Consider the following 19,222-nt stretch of genomic DNA (forward strand, 5'->3'; position numbering starts at 1 on the left):
GATCGGGGATCTCCTTGTAAACCAAGGCTTTAGAGATAGTTTAACGGATAGGGCGTTGAGCATTGTGAATTGCATTGAGCACTGTGCGCTGGGCACCGAAATAGCTGTGGGCGCTGGGATTAATCTAGGAAAGGGATTCGGTTTTACCGGATCCCATCCTAAAGTATCTCAACGCTCAATGCCCATAGCTCAGTGCTCATTCCAGCTTCTTAATTGTTACGCCGGTGTAATAGTGCTGCAGGATGGCGCGGAAGTCCTTGCCGTGCTCGGCCAGGCCCTTGGCGCCGTACTGGCACAGCCCCACCCCGTGACCGTTGCCGGTAGTGGTGTAGACAAGCTTCCCGTTTTTGTAGGTGAAGGTGAAGTTGGTGGAGCGCAACCCGAGGCGGTCGCGGACCACCGTCGCGGAAACCTCTGTGTTCCCGAAAGACAGCAGCTTCGGCCGCCCCGTGCTGGTGTACTCGAGCACCTGCACGATGTCGCCGACACCCGTGATCACCGGCAGGACGCTGATCTTCGTCCCCAGGGCCGCGTCTACTTGTTCAAGCGTGAAGGACTTAGTCTCCCCCGGGTAGGGATCGTGGTCGTAGGGGCAGGGCACGCTCCGCAGGTACGGGAGGTCGAACTTCCAGACGTCTCCCGCGCTTTCGGTGGCGCCCCCGCACGACGAATGGTACACCGGGTCGATCAGCTCGCCCTTGTGGACCAGCACCGTCCCCCTGGTGGAAGCCACCGCCCGGTAGACCTTGTAGTAAAAACGGTAATAGTCCAGCGTCCCCCAGCGCTGCTTTAAGTCTTCGCGCGAGTACCAGGCCTGGCCGTGACGGGGGTCGTCGCAGATGTCGGCTTCAGGATGTGGGTTGTTCACCGACCCCCCTTGCACAGTCAGCCTCTTGAGAATATACGTGCGCGCGCAGACTGCCTGGGCCTTGAGGGCCTCGGGCGGAAACGCGGCCGGCATCTCGGCTGCCACCACCCCGACCAGGTATTCCTCCAACGGCAGGGTAATGATCTCCCCCGTGGCGTGCCTGTAAAGCCGCACCTTCTCCGGCACGGCCTCCTTTTTGGTCACTTCGCCGATAAAATCCCGGTAGTTCTTCTGAAAGGAGACCGGATTGGCCAGGAGCAGGGCGGCAAGCAGAAAGACGAGACCGATAATCAGCCTTCTCAACCTGCTCCCTCCCCTGTGCAATATCTATGCATTGCTTTCCATATATATACAGTGTTTCCAATTGCGATAGGTTGCAAGCATGGAAGGAAGGGCGTCCTTGGCGCCCTTGGCGGTTATACTTGGAGGGCGCAAGAAAAGAAAAACCCCCGAAAGAGATGTCGCTCTCCGGGGGTCAGCTACCCTAGCTGGAAGTTTAGTGGTACTTGTCTCCCTGCTCCGCCACGCGCAGTCTGAGCAGTGCGCGCTTGAGCGCGGCTTCCGCCCGCAGGAGGTCGACCTCCTGCGCTTTGGATGCCAGGCGCTGCTCGGCGCGCTCCTTGGCCCGCCGGGCCCGTTCGACGTCGATCTGCTCAGGCAGTTCGGCGGCATTGGCAAGGACGACAATGCGGCTGTCTTTCACTTCCATGAAGCCGCCGCTTACCGCCAGCGTCTTCCAATGGCCATCCTTCTGCAGACGGAGGGCACCAATCTCGAGGCTGGTGATCAGCGGGGCGTGCTCGGGCAGGATACCCAGTTCACCGTCGGTACCACGGGCAATCACCAACCGCGCTTCGTCGGAATAGATTACCCGTTCCGGAGTGACGATCGAGACCTTTGAAGTCTTGTCTGCCATTGCGTGTAATGCACCCCCTGTTTCGGTCGTCAGTCGTCAGGCAGCGGTCGTCCGCAGGTATGACGATCAGCCACAACCCCTGCTGACTGCCGGCTCCGGACGCCCGACAACAGCTTACTGCCTACTGAGTTAGGAAGCCTTCAGGGCTTCGCCCTTCTCGCGGGCTTCCTCGATGGTGCCGACCATGTAGAAGGCGTCTTCCGGCAGGTCGTCGTGCTTGCCTTCAAGGATTTCCTTGAAGCCGCGGACGGTATCCTTCAGCGAAACGTAGCGCCCGGGCCGGCCGGTGAAAGCCTCGGCCACGTTGAACGGCTGGGACAGGAAGCGTTGCAGCCGGCGGGCGCGGGCCACGACCAGCTTATCCTCTTCCGAAAGCTCTTCCATACCGAGGATGGCGATGATGTCCTGCAGTTCCTTGTAGCGCTGCAGAACCTTCTGCACGCCGCGCGCCACCGAGTAGTGCTCCTGCCCGACGACGTTCGGGTCCAGGATGCGGGAGACGGAGTCGAGCGGGTCCACGGCCGGGTAGATACCAAGCTCGGTGAGCGCCCGGGACAGAACGACGGTGCCGTCGAGGTGGGCGAAGGTGTTCGCCGGGGCCGGGTCGGTCAGGTCGTCGGCGGGCACGTAGACGGCCTGCACCGAGGTGATCGAACCTTTGGTGGTCGAGGTGATGCGCTCCTGGAGCTGGCCCATCTCGGTAGCGAGGGTCGGCTGGTAACCCACGGCCGACGGCATGCGGCCGAGTAGGGCGGAAACCTCGGAACCGGCCTGGGCGAAACGGAAGATGTTGTCGATGAAGACCAGCACGTCGGCGCCTTCCTCATCGCGGAAGTACTCGGCCAGGCACAGGCCGGTCAGCGCGATGCGCAGACGGCAGCCCGGCGGCTCGTTCATCTGGCCGAAGACCATCATCGTCTTGTCCAGAACGCCGGCTTCGGTCATTTCCAGGAGCAGCTCGTTACCTTCGCGGGTCCGCTCGCCCACGCCGCAGAACACGGAGATACCGCCGTGCTGCTTGGCGATGTTGTTGATGAGCTCCATAACGATAACGGTCTTGCCCACGCCGGCGCCGCCGAACATCCCGATCTTGCCGCCCTTCATGAAGGGAACGAGCAGGTCGATAACCTTAAGACCGGTTTCCAGCTGCTCGACCTGGGTGGACTGGTCCACCAGGAGCGGAGCCGGGCGGTGAATCGGGTATTTCTTCTCGCTCTTGATCTCCCCGAGACCGTCGATCGGGTTGCCGAGAACATCGAGCAGGCGGCCGAGGACGGGACGGCCGACCGGAACCGAAATCGGGGCGCCGGTATCGTAAGCATCCATCCCGCGCACCAGACCGTCGGTAGTGGACATGGCAACGCAGCGGGCGACGTTGTTGCCGAGGTGCTGCGCGACCTCGAGAGTCAGGCCGATCTCACGGCCAAAAGCGTCCTTGGTTCCTGTTTCAATCTTGACGGCGTTGTAAATCGGCGGGACTTCACCGGGCTTAAACTTGATGTCCACGACAACGCCGATGATTTGGACTACTTTACCAACATTCATTGCCTTCCTCAAACCCTCCTCCGTAGTTTATTCCAGAGCCGCAGCGCCGCCGACGATATCAAGGAGTTCCTTGGTAATGCCTTCCTGGCGCAAGCGGTTCATTTGGAGTGTGAGGCGATCGATCATCTCGCCGGCGTTCTTGCTGGCGTTCTCCATGGCCGTCATGCGGGCGCTCTGCTCGCCGGCCTTGGACTCAAGCAACGCGGCAAAGATCGCGTTTTCAACGTACCGCGGCAGAAGGTCGGCTAAAACCTCTTCGGCCGAAGGCTCGAAGATGTACTGGGCCGTAGGCCCGTGGGCTTCCTTCTTTTCCACGGCGGCGCCTTCCGGCGGTTCCACCGGCAAAAGCTTGGTCACCGTAGGCTGCTGGACCAGGACGTTGACAAACTTCGAATAGATCAGGTAGACGGCGTCGTATTCGCTCGCGGTGTACTGGTCGATGACGAAGCGGGCGATCTCCTTGGCCTGATCGACGCGAATGTTCTCGCCCAGGTTGACGAAGAACTTGTCCATCTGCACGCCCCGGAAGCGGAAAAAGTTGCGGCTCTTGCGCCCCACCGCCACGATGGAAACGTTGTCCGCCTTGCCCATTTCTTTCTGGGCCGTGCGCAGGATATTGCTGTTGAAACCGCCGCACAGGCCTCGGTCCGCGGTAATGATCACATAGCAGACTTTGTTCGGCTCACGCTGGGCAAGCAGCGGGTGCTGGACATTCCTGGCCGCTCCCGACAGCCGGCCCAACACTTCGTGAATCTGCCTGGCGTAGGGGCGGGCCGCGACGACGGCCGCCTGGGCCTTGGCCATCTTGGCCGTAGCCACCGCCTTCATGGCCTTGCAGATCTTCTGCGTGCTTTTTACACTATTGATGCGACGCCGGTAGTCGCGTAGTGCAGGCATATTTACACCTCACTTTCGCGCCTATAGTCCGTACTGTTTGACGAAGTTCGATTTGAACTCCTCGACAGCGGCCTTGAGCTTCGGCTCGACGTCGCCGGTGATTTCCCTGGCCTCGGCGATGGCCTTGCCGATTTCCGGCTTTTCGCTGCGCATGAACTTCAGGAACTCGGCCTCGAATTCACGGACCTTTTCCACCGGGAGCGAATCCAGGTAGCCTTTGACACCGGCATAGATCGACATAACCATTTCCTCCAGCGGCATGGGCACGTACTGGTCCTGCTTGAGCAGTTCGACCATGCGGGCGCCGCGGGTCAGGCGGGCCTGGGTGGCCTTGTCGAGGTCGGAACCGAACTGCGCGAAGGCGGCCAACTCGCGGTACTGCGCCAGGTCAAGTTTGAGTTGGCCGGCTACCTGGCGCATCGCCTTGCGCTGCGCCTTGCCACCGACGCGGGACACCGACAGGCCGACGTTGACGGCCGGGCGGATACCGGCGTAGAACAGGTCCGGCTCAAGGTAGATCTGACCGTCGGTGATGGAGATGACGTTTGTCGGAATGTAAGCCGACACGTCGCCCTGCTGGGTCTCGATAACCGGCAGAGCGGTCATGGAGCCGCCGCCGTACTTCGGGTGCAGCTTGGCCGCACGCTCGAGCAGGCGGGAGTGCAGGTTGAAGATGTCGCCCGGGAAGGCCTCGCGGCCGGGCGGGCGGCGGAGCAGCAGGGCCAGTTCGCGGTAGGCGGCCGCCTGCTTGGTCAGGTCGTCGTAAACGATCAGGACGTCCTTGCCGTTCTCCATAAACTCCTCGCCGATCGCCGCGCCAGCGAACGGAGCGATGTAGAGCAGCGGGGACGGGTCGGAGGCGTTGGCGACGACAACGATCGTGTAATCCATCGCGCCGTAGTCTTTAAGCTTCTGGACCACGTTCGCGACGGTGGAGGCTTTCTGCCCGACGGCGACGTAGATGCAGATGCAGTCCTGCCCTTTCTGGTTGATGATGGTGTCGATGGCGATCGCGGTCTTACCGGTCTGGCGGTCGCCGAGGATCAGCTCGCGCTGGCCGCGGCCGATCGGGATCATCGCGTCGATGGCCTTGATGCCGGTCTGCAGCGGGGTATCAACCGGGCTGCGGAACACAACGCCGGGGGCGATCTTCTCAATAGCGCGGTACTTGTCGGTACCGAGCGGACCCTTGCCGTCCAGCGGCAGGCCGACCGGGTTGATGACACGGCCGATGAGGGCGTCGCCTACGGGCACGGAGGCGATACGTCCGGTGCGCTTGACGACGTCACCTTCCTTGATCTGCGTATAAGGGCCGAGGATAACGCAACCGATGTTATCCTCTTCCAGGTTTAGCGCCATCCCCAGGATGCCGCCGGGGAACTCGAGCAGCTCCGAGTACATGCAGTTTTCGAGTCCGTACACCCGCGCCACGCCGTCACCGATCTGGATGACCGTGCCGACGTCGGTGACTTCGACCTGCGCTTCGTACTTCTCGATCTGCTGCCTGATGATGGCACTGATCTCTTCAGGTCTCAGATTCATGTCCCTCTGTCACCCCTATCCAACTTGAATTTCGCGGATGCTTTCTTTAATCTTCTCAAGCTGCCTCTTCACGCTGGCGTCCAGGATCCGGTCGCCCATACGCACGACGAGACCACCGAGGATCTCGGGGTTGATCTCGTAGTGGACGCGGATCTCCTTGCCGGTAGCCTTGCCGAGGGCGTTCATCAGGTTGACCTTCTGGACGAGCGGAATCTCCATGGCCGAAGTCACGGTAACCTCGGCGATGTTGCGAGTCTCGTTGGCCTGACGAAGGTACTCCTCGACGATGGCCTTCAGGTAAAACTCACGCCGCGCGTCGAGAACAACGTTGAGGAAGTTCAGCGTCGCAGGCGAGACTTTCCCGCCGAAAATCTCACGCAGCACCGTCTTTTTGGCGTCGCGGGGGATCTGCGGGTGATAGAGAACGCGCTGCAGGTCACGGGACCCCTCGAGGGCATCCAGAACGACCTTGAGTTCCCCCTCGATCGCGGTGATCTGGTTCTGGTCACGGGCGATATTGAACAAAGCCTCGGCGTAACGCTGCGCAACAGCACCTTTTAGCATGGCAGGTTATTCACCTCGTTTATGGCATCCTGCACAAGCTTGCTTTGCGCATCCACGTCAAGACCCTGCTTGACAACCTTAGCGGCGACCAGGACGGCCAGCGAAGCGACTTCGTTGCGCAGCTCCGCGAGGGCCTTGTCCTTTTCGCGCTGGATATCCTGCAGGGCGCTCTCCTTAACGCGGGCCGCCTCGGCCTTGGCCGCATCCACGATGGACTGGGCCTGCTCGTTCGCAGCCTTGGACGCCCGCTCGATGATCGCTTTCGCCTCTTCGCGGGCGTTGCGCAGGTCGGCCTCGTATTGAGCCCGGATCTTCTCGGCCTGGGCCTTCTCGGCCTCGGCAGCCTCAATACTGCTGGCTACAAGCTTCTGGCGCTGCTCGAGAATGTTCAGCAGCGGCTTGTAGGCAAACAATCTGAGGAGCACAAGCAGGACGACGAAGTGGAAGATCTGGGCGAGCAGTGTAGCGTTAAAGGTCAGGTCCACCTACTTACTCTCCTCCTTCCTGGGGCCAAAGAAGGTCTTGCGCAGGTTTCCCATTTTCGCCCGGGAAACCTGCTAAACCTTCCTCGTATCGATTTGCCAAACAACCATAGGTAACCCGAGCTTACATCTTGCCCATCAGGATGAAGCCGATAACGATGGCGATAATCGGCAGGGACTCGATCAGACCGACGGAGATGAACATCAGGGTCATCAGGGGACCGCGCGCCTCAGGCTGGCGGGCGACGCCTTCAAGAAGCTTACCAGTTACGATACCGTCACCGATGGCGGCGCCAAGAGCGCCGAGACCGGCAGCAAAAGCCATACCCAGAGCAGCAGCAGCACTCAGATCCATTAGTCGTTTCCCTCCTAAAACTCTTTAAATGGTTTTCAGTAAGTTAACAGACTAGTCGGTTAAAGATTCTCTCGATGGTAACCTAGTGTTCCTCATGCACGGCCATGCCGAAGTAGGCGATACTCAGCATGGTGAAGACGAAGGCCTGGATAAGGGACACGAAAAGGCCGAATCCAAGCCACACGACAGAGGCCATGAAACCGCCGGCCCATTGCGCGACACCGGTGATCAGGCCCAGCAGGGCCAGAATCATGACTTCCTTACCCTTCATATTGCCGAAGAGTCGGAAAGCCAGCGTAAGGGGCTTCGCAAGGTCTTCCAAAATCGTGATAGGCAGGAAGAACGGGAAGGGTTGCAGGTAGTGCTTGAAATAACCGAGGCCCTTGTACTTGATCCCCAGGTAGAACATCATGAAGAAGGTGATCAAGGCCAGGGCAAAGGTCGTCTGATGGTCCGCCGTGGGCGCTACCCCTGTGGGCAGAAGCCCGATAATGTTGCACGTCACGATGAACAGGAAGTAAGTAATGATCAGCGCGAAGATACCCTCGCCCTTTTTCGGGCTCATGTTCTCGTTGATCAGCCCACGTAAGAATTCAAACACCATTTCAAACATCGCCTGCATCTTGGTCGGCCGACGCACGCTGGCACCGCGTACGGCCGAAAAAGCCAATAGGAGCACGATGGCCATGGCCACCCACGTAAATACGATGGTGGTCATGTTCAGATCGATCGAGAAACCGCCAATAGACCCGAAATGCACCGGCTCGGTGGGTAGATTCCAGATATTCAGGTCATGGTGGACCTTTTCGATACTGAAACCACCTTCAGCTCCGTGTGTCGCTCCGCTTGCCGACACTGCAATATTCACCTCCTTTCGCTAAAAAGAATTGCATTTATGAAGGTCCTTTCGATAACCAAGAAGGACCTTTAAACCCCCACCGACCGCAAAGGCGGGCAGGACAAACAACCCGCCCAGCACTGCCAGCAGGTTAAACCAGCCGGTTTTGACGGCGAAGACCAGCATCGAGATAACAAACAGCCAGCGCAAGGCGCCGACAGCCATCTGCGCGCCCCACCTGGCCTTTTTACGCTCTTCAGCGGAATCCAGGACCTCCTTCATCTCGCCGAGCCTGGCGATGCGCACGGCCAGCAGGATGCCGCTGACGATGCTTACCAGGACGCCGAAAGCGAACCCCGCAAACAGGGGATTGCCGCCGTCGGCGGCCACGGCCAGCAAGGCGATACAGAAAACAAAGAAAGACTTGCGCACGGCACCACGGACATGGACGCCAAAGTCTAGTTCCTGCACAAGCACCCTCCTATAGGGGAAGTGAGAGGTGAGAAGTCAGAGGTGAGTACCAGAAGAGCTCACTTCCGACTTCTCACGACCTTCTCACGACTCGCTTCTTATTTTAAGGTTTTTTGCGATCGTTGAATATCTGCGTTACCGTGCGGTAAACGGCGAGGACACCCGCTCCCATGCCGGCGAGCAGCCCCGCCAGCATCAACCACGGCTCGGTATCCAATCTGGCATCGAGGAAGCGTCCCGCCCAAAGACCCAGCAAGATGCTGGCGGCGAACTGAACGGCGATTGTGGAACCAAGCGCAAACGCTTTCAACCCCTTGGAAAGGCCGTTTTTGCCGTCAGCCACAGGGTCCCGGCCCCCCTTCACGCTCCGCTCCCCCGCCCGCGCGGCATAAAGAAAAACCAGATCTAAACCTGGCCGCGCTCTTAAATATACTTTCTACGATAGAGGGTTTATTCCTTCCCCGCAGCCGACTTTTTAGGCCGCTCGTGAAAGATTTTTTTTTCATTTCTTGGATTGGTGTTATACTGTTTGACAAGAAATGTTTGTGCTACAACGGCATAATCTGCAACCATGATTACCTTTTGCTTGTTCCATTAGGAGCGATATCAGTTATCATTTCAGCGTTCAACACCAAATTCCTGCTGCTTCATTGCATTAAACTCCTGCGGCGCGACCGGTGACAACCCGAACCTGTGGGCCAGGGTCTGCACGATCCGCGCGGCCGCTTGCCCGTCTCCGTAAGGGTTCACGGCCTCAGCCATTCGGCGGTACGCCTCCGGGTCGGAAAGAAGGGTGTCCGCAGCCGCAAACACCCTCCGCCTGTCCGTCCCCACCAGCAGGACGGTCCCCGCGTCCACGGCCTCGGGACGCTCGGTGGTGTCGCGCAGAACGAGTACGGGCTTACCCAGCGACGGGGCTTCCTCCTGAATGCCGCCCGAGTCCGTGAGGACCAGGTAACTGTGTTTTATGAGGTGTGCAAAAGGCAGGTAGGGCAGCGGCTCGACAAGGTGCACGCGGTCCAGGTCGCCGAGCACTTCGCGGACTACTTTACGCACGGCGGGGTTCCTGTGTACGGGAAAAACGACTTGCACGTCGGGGTAGCGGTCGACGAAGTCGCGCAGGGCCAGGTAAACCTGCCGCAGGGGCTCGCCCAGGTTTTCGCGCCGGTGGGTGGTCACTAGGATTACACGGTACCTATCGTCCTGCACGGACTTGAGGATAGGATCCTCGAACGCGTACTCCTTCCGGACGGTGCTCAGAAAGGCGTCGATCACGGTGTTCCCCGTAACGACGATCTTTTCCGGTGCGACGCCCTCGGCCAGGAGATTGGCCTTGGCTCCCGCGGTGGGGGCAAAATGCAGGTCGGTGATGACCCCGGTCAGGTGACGGTTCATTTCCTCGGGGAAGGGAGAATACTTGTTGCGCGTGCGCAGGCCGGCCTCGACGTGCCCGACGGGAGTCTGGAAGTAAAAGGCGGCCAGGGCCGCGGCGAAGGTTGTGGTGGTGTCCCCGTGCACGAGCACCATATCGGGACGCTCTTTCCTCAGAACGCCTTCCAGGCCTGTCAGCGCACGGCGGGTGATGTCGAAAAGGGTCTGCCCCTGCCGCATGATATCCAGGTCGTAGGCAGGGCGGATGCCGAAGAGGTCGAGGACCTGGTCGAGCATTTCCCGGTGCTGGGCGGTGACGGCGACCACGCACCGGAAATGCGGCGAGGCTTCGAGGGCCTTGATGACGGGGGCCATTTTGATAGCCTCCGGCCTTGTTCCAAAAACCGTCACTATTTTCTTCATAAGCATCCTCACAGAATGATCGTCAGCCGGTGTTTGTTATCCACCGGTTAGGGTAGGCTTTGAGCACTGAGCATTGGCGTTGGGACTCGAGGAATTCGCTAACGCGAATTCGATCTGTCACCCACATCTTTAATCATAACACAGACATAAATGGGTGTCGGAATAGCAAAGCAGCACTAAGTTCGTAGCTGCCGTTTGGCAGTTGGATACAGCAGGAAGGGATTCGGTCAGCCGAACCCCTTCCTCGTTAATCTCGGCGCTCAGTGCCCAGTGCTCAGCGCTCAATATAGAGGGTGGGCGGCGCAGAGTTCCTTGACCATGCCCCGGGCCTTGGCGAGCGCCGCGGCGCTGTCCATGTCGTCGATGGCGACGGCGATGATCTCGGCGATTTTGACCATATCCTCTTCCTTCATTCCGCGGGTGGTGACGGCCGGCGTGCCGATGCGGATGCCGCTGGTGACCCTCGGGGGCTGCGGATCGAAGGGGATCATGTTCTTGTTCACGGTGACCCCCACCTCGTCGAGCCGGCGCTCGGCGTCTTGCCCGGTGACGTTCTTGCTGCGCAGGTCGACCAGCATCAGGTGGTTGTCGGTGCCGCCGGAGACCAGCTTGAAGCCGCGCTCCATCAGGGCGCCGGCGAGGGCCCTGGCGTTCTTGACGATTCTTTCCTGGTAAGCCTTGAACTCGGGCCGCAGGGCCTCGCCGAAAGCCACGGCCTTGGCGGCGATGACGTGCATCAGCGGCCCGCCCTGGACGCCGGGGAAAACCGACTTGTCGACGGCCGCCGCGTATTCCCCGGTACACAGGATCAAGCCGCCGCGCGGGCCGCGCAGGGTCTTGTGCGTGGTGGAAGTGACGATGTCGGAATACGGCACGGGGTTCTGGTGCAGGCCCACCGCGCACAGGCCGGCGATGTGCGCCATATCCACCATCAGCCTGGCGCCGACGGACTTGGCGATCGCGGACAGGCGCCCGAAGTCGATGGCGCGGGGATAGGCGCTGGCCCCCGCCACGATGAGCTTGGGGCGGTGCTCCTCGGCCAGGCGCTGCACCTCGTCGTAGTCGATCATTCCGCTTTCGGGGTCGACCCCGTAGGCGACGAAGTTAAAGAGCTTGCCGCTGAAGTTGACCTTGGAGCCGTGGGTGAGGTGTCCCCCGTGCGCCAGGTTCATTCCCAAGATGACGTCCCCGGGCTGGAGGAGGGCGAAGTAGGCGGCCATGTTGGCCTGGGCGCCCGAATGCGGCTGGACGTTGGCGTGGTCCGCCCCGAAGAGCTGCTTGGCCCGCTCGATGGCCAGGCTCTCGGCGATGTCGACGAATTCGCAGCCCCCGTAGTAGCGCCGTCCCGGGTAACCCTCGGCATACTTGTTGGTCAGCACCGAGCCCTGGGCCTCCAGGACCGCCCTGCTGACGAAGTTCTCGGAAGCGATCAACTCCAGCTTGGAGCGCTGGCGTTCGGTCTCAAGGGCAATAGCCCTGCTGATTTCGGGGTCAATTTCCGAGAGAGGCTTCAACATGTTAGACAACTTGAATTCCTCCTAAGAATATGCGTTGAGCACCGGCTATGCGCATTGGGCTTTGTACCAAATCTCAATGCTCAGTGCTCAGTGTGCAGTGCTTTTTTGCACCGCTTACCGGTATTGATTCTCAATGCTAGCCGATATTGAAGTTCGCTTCAATATCGGCGATCTTCTGTACCCGGCGGGTGTGGCGCCCGCCTTGGAACTCGGCCTTGAGCCAGGTGGCCACGATGTCCCTGGCCAGGCCGGGGCCGATGACCCTTTCGCCGAGGGTCAGAACGTTGGCATCGTTATGCTCCCTGGAGGCGCGGGCCGAAAAGGTGTCGTGGCAGAGGGCCGCCCGGATGCCGGGCACCTTGTTGGCCGAGATGCTCACCCCGATGCCGGTCCCGCAGACGATAATCCCGCGGTCGAACTCGCCGCTCTGCACGGCGCGGGCGACGGCCAGGGCGAAGTCCGGGTAGTCCACCGATTCCAGGGAATGCGTTCCGAAATCCTTGTGTGGAATTCCCGCCTGGCGCAAAAAGTCGACGATCTCCTCTTTCAACCGGTAACCCGCGTGATCGGCGGCCACGGCTACGCGCATGTATGCTTGCCTCCCGCATGCATCGACAAAATCCTTACGATTTACCATCTTCTACGGCTGAAGAACGATTTCCTTCAACGCGGCCGGCCTCTTCCCTGAAGCGCTCCAGAGCCAGGCGGATGAGGCGGCGGAGTTCGGCGGCGTAACGGCGGTACACGTGCAGGGGCTGTCCCAAGGGATCGGACACGTCGCCTCCGGCTCCGGCGTATTCAGCCAGAGTGAAGACCTTGCCCGCCTGATCGGGGGCGGCCTCCCGTACCAGACGCCGATGCCCGGCCGTCATAGTCAGAACCAGGTCGGCCTCCTCGACAAGCTCGCGGGTCAGCAAAGCCGCCCGGTGGCCGCTGATGTCGATCCCTTCTTCGGCCAGGGCTTCCACGGCTTCGGGGGTCGCGGGGACGTTGGGCAGGGCGTGGACGCCCGCCGAAAGGACGCGTATCTCGCGGTCGTCCCCCAGCAGGTGACGGGCGATGCCCTCGGCCATGCTCGAACGGCAGGTGTTTCCCGTGCACACGAACAAGATCTTCTTTGGCCTGGCCAAAAACGTCACTCCTCCCGCAGCAAACCGCCCAATGTTTACATTTTATTGTAGAAACGCCGGACATGCCATACTATAAAAGCCTTTATGCGTAGTATTGCCCCGGCTGATTCCCGGCGCTCGGGAAATAGATGAAGTCCGGGGGAACAGAGTCCCAAAAAACAAAAAAGGTCTCTGCAATGCAAAGACCCCAAATGGTTGTAAGCGCTTAGCGCCCGGTGCTGCTATACCACCCACTCGGCGAGCTTCTTGGGATCCTTGATCAGGATTTCCCGGCCCTGGACCTCAATACTTTTTTCATCGCGGAAGGTGTTCATCAGCGAGGTCACCGTCTGCCTGGTGGAACCGATCATCGAGGCGATTTCGTTGTGCGTCAGCCTGAGCTTGATCTTAATCCCCTCATTGGTCCTTTCCCCGCATCTTTCGCTGATTTTTAGGAGCATCAAGGCCAAGCGGCCCGGCGCCTGCCAGCACATCAACTCGTAAACCATCGCCTCGGCGGCCCGCATGCGCGCTCCCAGCAGTGACGCCACCTTCAGCGCCAGGCGGTGTTCGGTGTTCAGGACTTCGATAAACTGGTCCTTGGTCAGGATCACCATGGTCACATCGCTGATGGCCCCGGCGAAACAGGTGCGCTTGCCGTGATAAAGCGTCTCGGCCAGCCCCATGATCTCACCCGGGTTCCGGATGCTCCCCACCGTCACCTCGCGGCCGTCCGGATTGAGACGATAGATCTTGACATATCCTTCTTCAATCAGGTAGACCCGGTCGGCCTGCTCGTCGGCCGAAAAGATAATCTGCCCCTTTGGATAACGTACGGTTGTCCCGGCCTTACACAGGATCTCGCGCTCGCGTTCGTTAACAACCAGAGCGTCCTCGCGCGCTTTAGGATTTCCCCCCGACATGAGATCAGCTCCTAACCTCTGGAAAAGATCTTAACGGCACGCTCCCAGAGATGATAGTTTCGCTTCGGCCCCTGGGTTTTCCTGCCGGGGATTATTATACTCCTAATGCGCGGTGGATGCTTTATCCAGCCTGCCGGCTGCTGGAAACCGTTGCGGCCTTGGCACCGGCATACTCGGGGTGCTCGGCGCCCATCTGCAATGCCCCGTTCGGGCAAAGTTCCACGCACCGCCCGCAGTAAATACAGGCGAAGGAATTAAAGACCCGCCTGACAGCAAGGTTTTCCCGGTCCTCCTCCATGGTGATGGCCGCGGCGGGACAGATGCCGGCGCATATCCCGCAATAAGTGCACCGCTCAGCGTCGTAAAGGATCCGTCCCCGCCCTTGGGGGAAAGCCGGGCGCTTTACGGCCGGATAGGCGCGCGTGGCGGGGCCGGTGAAGAAGTTCTTGACCAGCTTCGGGCCCATTACAGGCATGGTTAACCGTCTCCTTTCCCAGGCGGTCGGCCCTCGGATTTTCGGATGCCAACCGCAGCGGGCGCAGCCCGCCGTCAGCGTTCGGTGCAGGCGATGCATGGGTCGATGGAAAGAACGATGACCGGGATATCGGCCAGCTCGCAGCCGGGAATCACCGCCAGCAAAGCGGGTATATTGGCGAAGGTCGGCGTGCGCACCTTGAGCCTTTCGAGATGCGCCGTGCCGTTACCCTTAATGTACTCGCAGAGTTCGCCGCGCGGCTGCTCGACCCTGATGATCCCTTCTCCCTCGGGAAAACCCTTGACCTTGACGGCCAGCTCGGTGTCGGGGAGGTTGTCGAGGGCCTTGAAGGCCAGGTCGAGGGACTGGTGGATCTCCCGGGCCCGGACCATCATGCGGGCGTAACTGTCACAGGCGTTTTCCACAACGGGTTCAAAGCCGATCTCGCCGTATGCCGAGTAGTGCAGCATCCGGGCGTCGTAGGGCCACCCGCTGCCCCTAAGGGTCGGACCCACGGCGCCGAGAGCCCAGGCCTGCTCCTTGGACAATACGCCTTTGCCCACCGTGCGTTGCCTGATGGTATAGTCCCTGGCAAACACCTCGTAAACCGCGTCGTACTCCGCCTTGAACCGGTTGAGCATCCGGCGGACGCGCCCGGCCATATCCTGGTCGATGTCCCTTCTGACGCCGCCGAGGACACAGGACGACTGGATAACGCGCTGCCCCGTGGTCATCTCCAGGATGTCGAGGACGATTTCCCGCGCCCGCCAGGACTGCATGAAAAGGCTTTCAAACCCGAAGGAGTCGGCCAGGAGTCCCATCCACAGCAGGTGACTGTGGATACGGGACAGCTCGCTCCAGAAAACCCGCAGGTACCGGGCACGCGGAGGGGCGGAGACTTTCATCACATTCTCCACTAGCTCGCAGTAGCACAGCGCGTGGATAAAGCTGCAAATGCCGCAGATCCTCTCGCAAAGGAACACGTTGTTCACAAAGGGGTTTTTCTCGCCCGCTTTTTCTATGCCCCGGTGCATATACCCGATAACCGGCAGGACCTCGACGACGCGTTCGTCCTCGCAGGTCAGCTGAAGCTGGATGGCTTCCGGAAGAACCGGGTGCTGAGGACCAAAAGGAAAAGTAACCCTCCCCATACAAAGCCCTCCTTACTGTATTACCGGCAGTTGTTTCAGCATCGGCGTGCGCGGGCTCTTTTCGGCGAGGATCATCCGGCCCTTGAAGTCGATGGCCATGCCGTCAACCTTCAACCCGAAGAACTCCCTCATCTCGTTTTCAATCAGGACGGCGCTCAGTTGAAGGGATGATAGGCTCGGCACTTCCTCCTCTTTCGCGACGCGGACCCGCAGGCTCATAAGATCCAGTTCACGTTGAAAAAGGTAGATGATTTGAAAGGTTTCCCCTTCATCAAGGCAAACGGCGTTGATGAGCCTTGCCCCACGGTTCAGGAGTTCCTTGGCCGTGTCCGTCAACTGGTCCCTGGAAATTGTAAGATCCTGCATGTTACCCCCCCCCCCGCTAGGATTCGGCGAGCTTGTTCAGCGCCCCGACAACCCCGTCGATGATGGCCTCCGGGCGGGCCGCGCATCCCCGCACGTAGATATCGACCGGGATCACCTTGTCGATCCCGCCCAGGGTGTTGTAGCAGTTGTGAAAGACACCCCCGCTGCAGGCACAGGCCCCGACGGCCATCACCAGCTTGGGCTCGGGCATCTGCTCATAAAGATTTTTTAGAACCTGTTCGCTCTTCCAGTTCACCGGACCGGTTACGATAAGCAAGTCGGCGTGCTTGGGATTGCCGATGTTCAGGATCCCGAAGCGCTCCACGTCGTAAAGCGGCGTGAGGCAGGCCAGGATTTCGATGTCGCACCCGTTGCATCCGCCCGTGCAGTAATGAAGGATCCAGGGCGATTTGACACGCGACCTGGTCAGTAAACCCATCGGCTACACTCCTTTCCCCCAGAAACCGCCCATTCGGCCGCAGCTCATATTCAGGCCAGCCATTGCAGCAAGACCATGTTGAGCAGGATAAACCCGATCCCCAGCCCCCAGCAGACGGCCACCATCCAGGACCAGCGCAGGCGCGCGGCCAGGTTGTCGATAAAGAGCTCCAGCAGGAAAACCGCCAGGGCTGCCAGAGCGCCGATCCAAAGGGGCTGCGCCCAAAAGAGGGCGACAAAGGCCAGGATCAGGACGAGTTCGTACCAGTGGGCCAGGTGGATAAGGGCCAGGTAACGGCCCGAATACTCCGTGTAAACACCCCGCACAAGCTCCTGGTGGGCATGCTCGGAAGCGGCGATATCGAAGGGCGATTTGCGCATCTTGATCCCCAGGGCGATAAGCAGCGCGGCGAACGCCAGGGGCAGGGCCGGCAGCAGGGGTTCGTCCCAGGTCAAAACGCCGGAAACGGTGAACTTCCCGGTCTGCAAGGCGACGGCCGCCGCGGTGAGCAGCAGGATGGGCTCGTACGACAACATCTGGATCAGCTCGCGCTGGGCTCCGAAATGGGAGTACGGGGAACGCACCGAGAAGGCGCCGTACGCCAGGGCCGCACCGGCGAAGGCCAGGATCAGGAAAATAACCACAAGATCCTGCCCCAGGAAAAAGAGGGTGAAAGCCGTCATGGTGAGCAACAGGTAACTCCACGCCCACACCATGTTGCCCCGGGCCGCGACCACCCTGGTCTTGCTCAGCAGCTTGAAGAAGTCATAAAAAGGCTGGGTCAGGGGCGGTCCCATCCGCCCCTGGAGGCGGGCCGTGATCTTCCGGTCGACGCCGACCAGGAACCCCCCCGCCGGGGGCGCCGCGATAAGGGCGGCGACGGCAACAAGAACGTCGGTGACGGTCACACGATCACCCCCACAAACAGGGCCCCCAGGCAAACGAGGGCCGCCCAGTTAAACACCGGCGTCAACTTCTGCTCGCCGAAAAGCGTCGTCCAGTAAGTGCCCCCCACGGCCAGAGGCACCGGGGAATCGGCGACCGAGCGAAACCGGCGGTCACCGTCGATATTGACGCCGCAGAGGTAGGCCGGCGCTGTTTCGGTACCTGCCGGTCCCTTGACCAGGAGGGCGGGCAGCAGGACGGCCAAGCCGACGGCGATGAACAGGGCCCACGGCGTAAAGGAGCCGACAGCCGTGAACAGGTTCCAGCCCGTTAAGTCGAAAGGCCGGCCGTAACCCATCCCCGCCTGCGCCGGCAGGATCAGCCACTGCATCAGCGGCGCGATGAGGATACTCAAGCCGACGGCCGTCCCAACCAGGCCGATGGTCCCGGCATAAGCGAAGAAAGGCTTTTCTTCCCTGGCTTCACCTTTAACCTGCGTGGTAAGCCTCCCGATCCACTTCGCCCAGAAAACGAGCGTGGCCGCGCTGCCCACGGCAAGAAAAGCAGTGACCGCGATGAACCAGCCCCCTTCCGTGCCGGCGGCCTCAATGGCCGCCCACTTGGAGAAGGCCACGCCGAACGGCAGGAAGAGCATCGAGAACATCCCGACGACCATCGCCGACGCCAGGAGCGGCGTCCGAAAGCCGAGCCCCTCCATGTCCTCGATGTCGCGGCTGCCGATCTGCTGTTCAGCCATCCCTACGGCCATAAACAGGGCACCCTTAGAGACGGCGTGGAAGACAATCAGGGCCAGGGCCGCAGCCATGGCCAGGTCGGTGTTGATGCCCGCGCAGCAGATGATCAAGCCCAGGTTGGCGACGGTCGAGTAAGCCAGGACCCGCTTGGAGACAGGCTGGCTGACGGCCAGGATGGAGGTGACCACAAACACCAGGCCGCCGAGCAGGGCCACCATCACCGAGAGGGTGGTCCCGGCGTAGGCGGGGGCCAGGCGCAGGACAAGGTAGACGCCCGCCTTGACCATCGTACTGGAGTGCAACAGGGCGGAGACCGGCGTCGGCGCCACCATCGCCCCCAGCAGCCAGCTCTGGAAGGGGACCTGGGCCGCCTTGGTAAACCCGGTGAAGCAGAGCAAGGCGAGCGCGGGCAAGAGCGCGGGAGCGGCCGTGCCCGCTCCGATGAGTTCCTGCAGGGAAACCGAGCCGACCAGTTGATAAGCTAGACCGGTCCCGGTGACCAGGGCGACCGCCCCGAGAAGGTTCATCCACAGGGCCCGCAAGGCGTTCTGTTTCGCTTCATCCGTAAGGTCGTGCCGGATGAGCTGGAAGCAGCACAGGGTCGTCAGCTCCCAGAAGAAGTACAGCCAGAGCAGGCTGTCGGCGAAAACCAGGCCGTTCATCACGCCGAGGAAGCCGACAAGATAAAGGAAGAACTGCGGCTGCCTGCTTTTATCCAGATGCAGGTGAGCCTCGTGCCGCGGCATGTAGTCCAGGGCATACAGGACGATGAGCGACCCCACGATAGAGATCACAAGGCACATCAGCCCGGACAGCATATCCACGTGAAACGCCGGCTCCACGGAAACGTGCCCGCCCAGCCACGCGAATTTCAAGACGGCAAGGCCCGCCGCGGCGGCCAGCGACAGCAAGACGACAAGGCTGTGCCGGGCGCCGAGGCCGGCGTGGATAAAGTAGGCCAGCAGCAGGAAATCGAGAACGGTCAAAACGCTCTCCCATTGGGCCGGGAGAGTCACGGTCAGCGGTCCCGATGCGGCCGCCGTTACGGTTAGCCATACCGAGGCGGCTGCCAGGACCAGTGATACCGGGATCAGGAGCGCCCTGCGCGCCGGGACGCCCATCGGGATTAAGCCCAGCAGGCCGGCGGCGACAGGCAGCAGAACCAATACGCCGATCAGGATTTCACCGGTCATTTTTGCACCCCCCCGCTGTTTTCCCCGCTTGCGCCGGACGGGGCTCCGGCCGCATTAAGCCCCGCCCGCCGGCAAGGGGGATCTATTATGAGGAACATTTAGGAGGTTTGAGACAGCGTATTAAACTTCGGCCGGCG

Annotated in this window: 22 protein-coding genes; all 22 read right to left on the minus strand. The window is 60.7% G+C overall.

The genetic code is table 11. The annotated features are described in order from the left end of the window. Positions 1–196 precede the first annotated feature (196 nt). Entirely contained in the window at positions 197–1,171 is a 975-nt protein-coding gene (spoIID, locus tag ACUM6F_RS10585) for a stage II sporulation protein D (protein WP_445349215.1), read from the minus strand. A gap of 193 nt (positions 1,172–1,364) precedes the next feature. After that, the gene (locus ACUM6F_RS10590) at positions 1,365–1,784 is read right to left on the minus strand and encodes a F0F1 ATP synthase subunit epsilon (RefSeq protein ID WP_425620479.1); all 420 of its coding nucleotides are present in this window, start codon (positions 1,782–1,784) and stop codon (positions 1,365–1,367) included. A gap of 129 nt (positions 1,785–1,913) precedes the next feature. Next, positions 1,914–3,329 carry a F0F1 ATP synthase subunit beta gene (gene atpD / locus ACUM6F_RS10595; RefSeq protein ID WP_425620480.1) on the minus strand — a complete coding sequence of 472 codons (1,416 nt, stop codon included), beginning with the start codon at positions 3,327–3,329 and terminating at the stop codon, positions 1,914–1,916. Between the two features lie 27 nt (positions 3,330–3,356). Continuing rightward, positions 3,357–4,226 carry an ATP synthase F1 subunit gamma gene (atpG, locus tag ACUM6F_RS10600; protein ID WP_425620481.1) on the minus strand — a complete coding sequence of 290 codons (870 nt, stop codon included), beginning with the start codon at positions 4,224–4,226 and terminating at the stop codon, positions 3,357–3,359. A 21-nt stretch (positions 4,227–4,247) separates the two neighbouring features. After that, on the minus strand, positions 4,248–5,768 hold the full coding sequence (atpA, locus tag ACUM6F_RS10605; RefSeq protein ID WP_425620482.1) for a F0F1 ATP synthase subunit alpha: 1,521 nt from the start codon (positions 5,766–5,768) through the stop codon (positions 4,248–4,250). 15 nt (positions 5,769–5,783) lie between these two features. Next, positions 5,784–6,332, minus strand: coding sequence for a F0F1 ATP synthase subunit delta (locus ACUM6F_RS10610; RefSeq protein WP_425620483.1), 549 nt, complete (start codon positions 6,330–6,332; stop codon positions 5,784–5,786). Next, positions 6,326–6,817, minus strand: coding sequence for a F0F1 ATP synthase subunit B (atpF, locus tag ACUM6F_RS10615; protein ID WP_425620484.1), 492 nt, complete (start codon positions 6,815–6,817; stop codon positions 6,326–6,328). The genes ACUM6F_RS10610 and atpF overlap by 7 nt, the downstream gene beginning before the upstream one ends. Before the next feature lie 121 nt (positions 6,818–6,938). Beyond that, complete coding sequence (gene atpE / locus ACUM6F_RS10620; protein WP_425620485.1) at positions 6,939–7,169, minus strand: F0F1 ATP synthase subunit C; 231 nt, start codon at positions 7,167–7,169, stop codon at positions 6,939–6,941. Positions 7,170–7,251: 82 nt separating this feature from the next. Continuing rightward, positions 7,252–8,025 (minus strand): F0F1 ATP synthase subunit A, encoded by a 774-nt coding sequence (gene atpB / locus ACUM6F_RS10625; RefSeq protein ID WP_425620486.1) that lies wholly within the window; start codon positions 8,023–8,025, stop codon positions 7,252–7,254. Between the two features lie 21 nt (positions 8,026–8,046). After that, positions 8,047–8,478 carry an ATP synthase subunit I gene (locus tag ACUM6F_RS10630; RefSeq protein ID WP_425620487.1) on the minus strand — a complete coding sequence of 144 codons (432 nt, stop codon included), beginning with the start codon at positions 8,476–8,478 and terminating at the stop codon, positions 8,047–8,049. A 103-nt stretch (positions 8,479–8,581) separates the two neighbouring features. Continuing rightward, a complete protein-coding gene (locus ACUM6F_RS10635; protein WP_445349216.1) occupies positions 8,582–8,821 on the minus strand; it encodes an AtpZ/AtpI family protein in 240 nt (79 codons plus the stop codon). A gap of 275 nt (positions 8,822–9,096) precedes the next feature. After that, entirely contained in the window at positions 9,097–10,272 is a 1,176-nt protein-coding gene (gene wecB, locus ACUM6F_RS10640) for a non-hydrolyzing UDP-N-acetylglucosamine 2-epimerase (protein WP_445349217.1), read from the minus strand. A 281-nt stretch (positions 10,273–10,553) separates the two neighbouring features. Further along, entirely contained in the window at positions 10,554–11,789 is a 1,236-nt protein-coding gene (locus tag ACUM6F_RS10645) for a serine hydroxymethyltransferase (RefSeq protein WP_445349230.1), read from the minus strand. Between the two features lie 136 nt (positions 11,790–11,925). Beyond that, positions 11,926–12,378: a ribose 5-phosphate isomerase B gene (gene rpiB / locus ACUM6F_RS10650; protein WP_445349218.1), complete on the minus strand. Its 453-nt coding sequence runs from the start codon at positions 12,376–12,378 to the stop codon at positions 11,926–11,928. Positions 12,379–12,412: 34 nt separating this feature from the next. Continuing rightward, positions 12,413–12,919: a low molecular weight protein arginine phosphatase gene (locus ACUM6F_RS10655; protein WP_445349219.1), complete on the minus strand. Its 507-nt coding sequence runs from the start codon at positions 12,917–12,919 to the stop codon at positions 12,413–12,415. A gap of 221 nt (positions 12,920–13,140) precedes the next feature. Next, the gene (locus tag ACUM6F_RS10660; protein ID WP_445349220.1) at positions 13,141–13,821 is read right to left on the minus strand and encodes a Crp/Fnr family transcriptional regulator; all 681 of its coding nucleotides are present in this window, start codon (positions 13,819–13,821) and stop codon (positions 13,141–13,143) included. 121 nt (positions 13,822–13,942) lie between these two features. Further along, complete coding sequence (locus ACUM6F_RS10665; protein ID WP_445349221.1) at positions 13,943–14,296, minus strand: 4Fe-4S dicluster domain-containing protein; 354 nt, start codon at positions 14,294–14,296, stop codon at positions 13,943–13,945. Between the two features lie 74 nt (positions 14,297–14,370). After that, the gene (locus ACUM6F_RS10670; protein WP_445349222.1) at positions 14,371–15,447 is read right to left on the minus strand and encodes a hydrogenase large subunit; all 1,077 of its coding nucleotides are present in this window, start codon (positions 15,445–15,447) and stop codon (positions 14,371–14,373) included. A gap of 12 nt (positions 15,448–15,459) precedes the next feature. After that, the gene (locus tag ACUM6F_RS10675) at positions 15,460–15,813 is read right to left on the minus strand and encodes an NADH-quinone oxidoreductase subunit C (protein WP_425620495.1); all 354 of its coding nucleotides are present in this window, start codon (positions 15,811–15,813) and stop codon (positions 15,460–15,462) included. Positions 15,814–15,829: 16 nt separating this feature from the next. Then, a complete protein-coding gene (locus tag ACUM6F_RS10680; protein ID WP_425620496.1) occupies positions 15,830–16,252 on the minus strand; it encodes an NADH-quinone oxidoreductase subunit B family protein in 423 nt (140 codons plus the stop codon). A 50-nt stretch (positions 16,253–16,302) separates the two neighbouring features. Next, complete coding sequence (locus ACUM6F_RS10685; RefSeq protein ID WP_425620497.1) at positions 16,303–17,160, minus strand: NADH-quinone oxidoreductase subunit H; 858 nt, start codon at positions 17,158–17,160, stop codon at positions 16,303–16,305. Continuing rightward, complete coding sequence (locus ACUM6F_RS10690; protein WP_445349223.1) at positions 17,157–19,085, minus strand: NADH-quinone oxidoreductase subunit 5 family protein; 1,929 nt, start codon at positions 19,083–19,085, stop codon at positions 17,157–17,159. Before ACUM6F_RS10690 ends, ACUM6F_RS10685 begins: the two co-directional genes overlap by 4 nt. Positions 19,086–19,222 lie beyond the last annotated feature (137 nt).

It is taken from the genome of Desulforudis sp. DRI-14, assembly GCF_052618305.1.

Bases quoted from the DNA above. Each gene is read 5' to 3' on its own strand.
- ACUM6F_RS10680 (WP_425620496.1), bottom strand. From the start codon at position 16,252: ATGGGTTTACTGACCAGGTCGCGTGTCAAATCGCCCTGGATCCTTCAT.
- ACUM6F_RS10675 (WP_425620495.1), bottom strand. From the start codon at position 15,813: ATGCAGGATCTTACAATTTCCAGGGACCAGTTGACGGACACGGCCAAG.
- atpE (WP_425620485.1), bottom strand. From the start codon at position 7,169: ATGGATCTGAGTGCTGCTGCTGCTCTGGGTATGGCTTTTGCTGCCGGT.
- ACUM6F_RS10590 (WP_425620479.1), bottom strand. From the start codon at position 1,784: ATGGCAGACAAGACTTCAAAGGTCTCGATCGTCACTCCGGAACGGGTA.
- atpD (WP_425620480.1), bottom strand. From the start codon at position 3,329: ATGAATGTTGGTAAAGTAGTCCAAATCATCGGCGTTGTCGTGGACATC.
- ACUM6F_RS10665 (WP_445349221.1), bottom strand. From the start codon at position 14,296: ATGCCTGTAATGGGCCCGAAGCTGGTCAAGAACTTCTTCACCGGCCCC.
- ACUM6F_RS10660 (WP_445349220.1), bottom strand. From the start codon at position 13,821: ATGTCGGGGGGAAATCCTAAAGCGCGCGAGGACGCTCTGGTTGTTAAC.
- atpG (WP_425620481.1), bottom strand. From the start codon at position 4,226: ATGCCTGCACTACGCGACTACCGGCGTCGCATCAATAGTGTAAAAAGC.
- ACUM6F_RS10645 (WP_445349230.1), bottom strand. From the start codon at position 11,789: ATGTTGAAGCCTCTCTCGGAAATTGACCCCGAAATCAGCAGGGCTATT.
- atpA (WP_425620482.1), bottom strand. From the start codon at position 5,768: ATGAATCTGAGACCTGAAGAGATCAGTGCCATCATCAGGCAGCAGATC.
- ACUM6F_RS10610 (WP_425620483.1), bottom strand. From the start codon at position 6,332: ATGCTAAAAGGTGCTGTTGCGCAGCGTTACGCCGAGGCTTTGTTCAAT.
- ACUM6F_RS10690 (WP_445349223.1), bottom strand. From the start codon at position 19,085: ATGACCGGTGAAATCCTGATCGGCGTATTGGTTCTGCTGCCTGTCGCC.
- ACUM6F_RS10670 (WP_445349222.1), bottom strand. From the start codon at position 15,447: ATGGGGAGGGTTACTTTTCCTTTTGGTCCTCAGCACCCGGTTCTTCCG.
- wecB (WP_445349217.1), bottom strand. From the start codon at position 10,272: ATGAAGAAAATAGTGACGGTTTTTGGAACAAGGCCGGAGGCTATCAAA.
- rpiB (WP_445349218.1), bottom strand. From the start codon at position 12,378: ATGCGCGTAGCCGTGGCCGCCGATCACGCGGGTTACCGGTTGAAAGAG.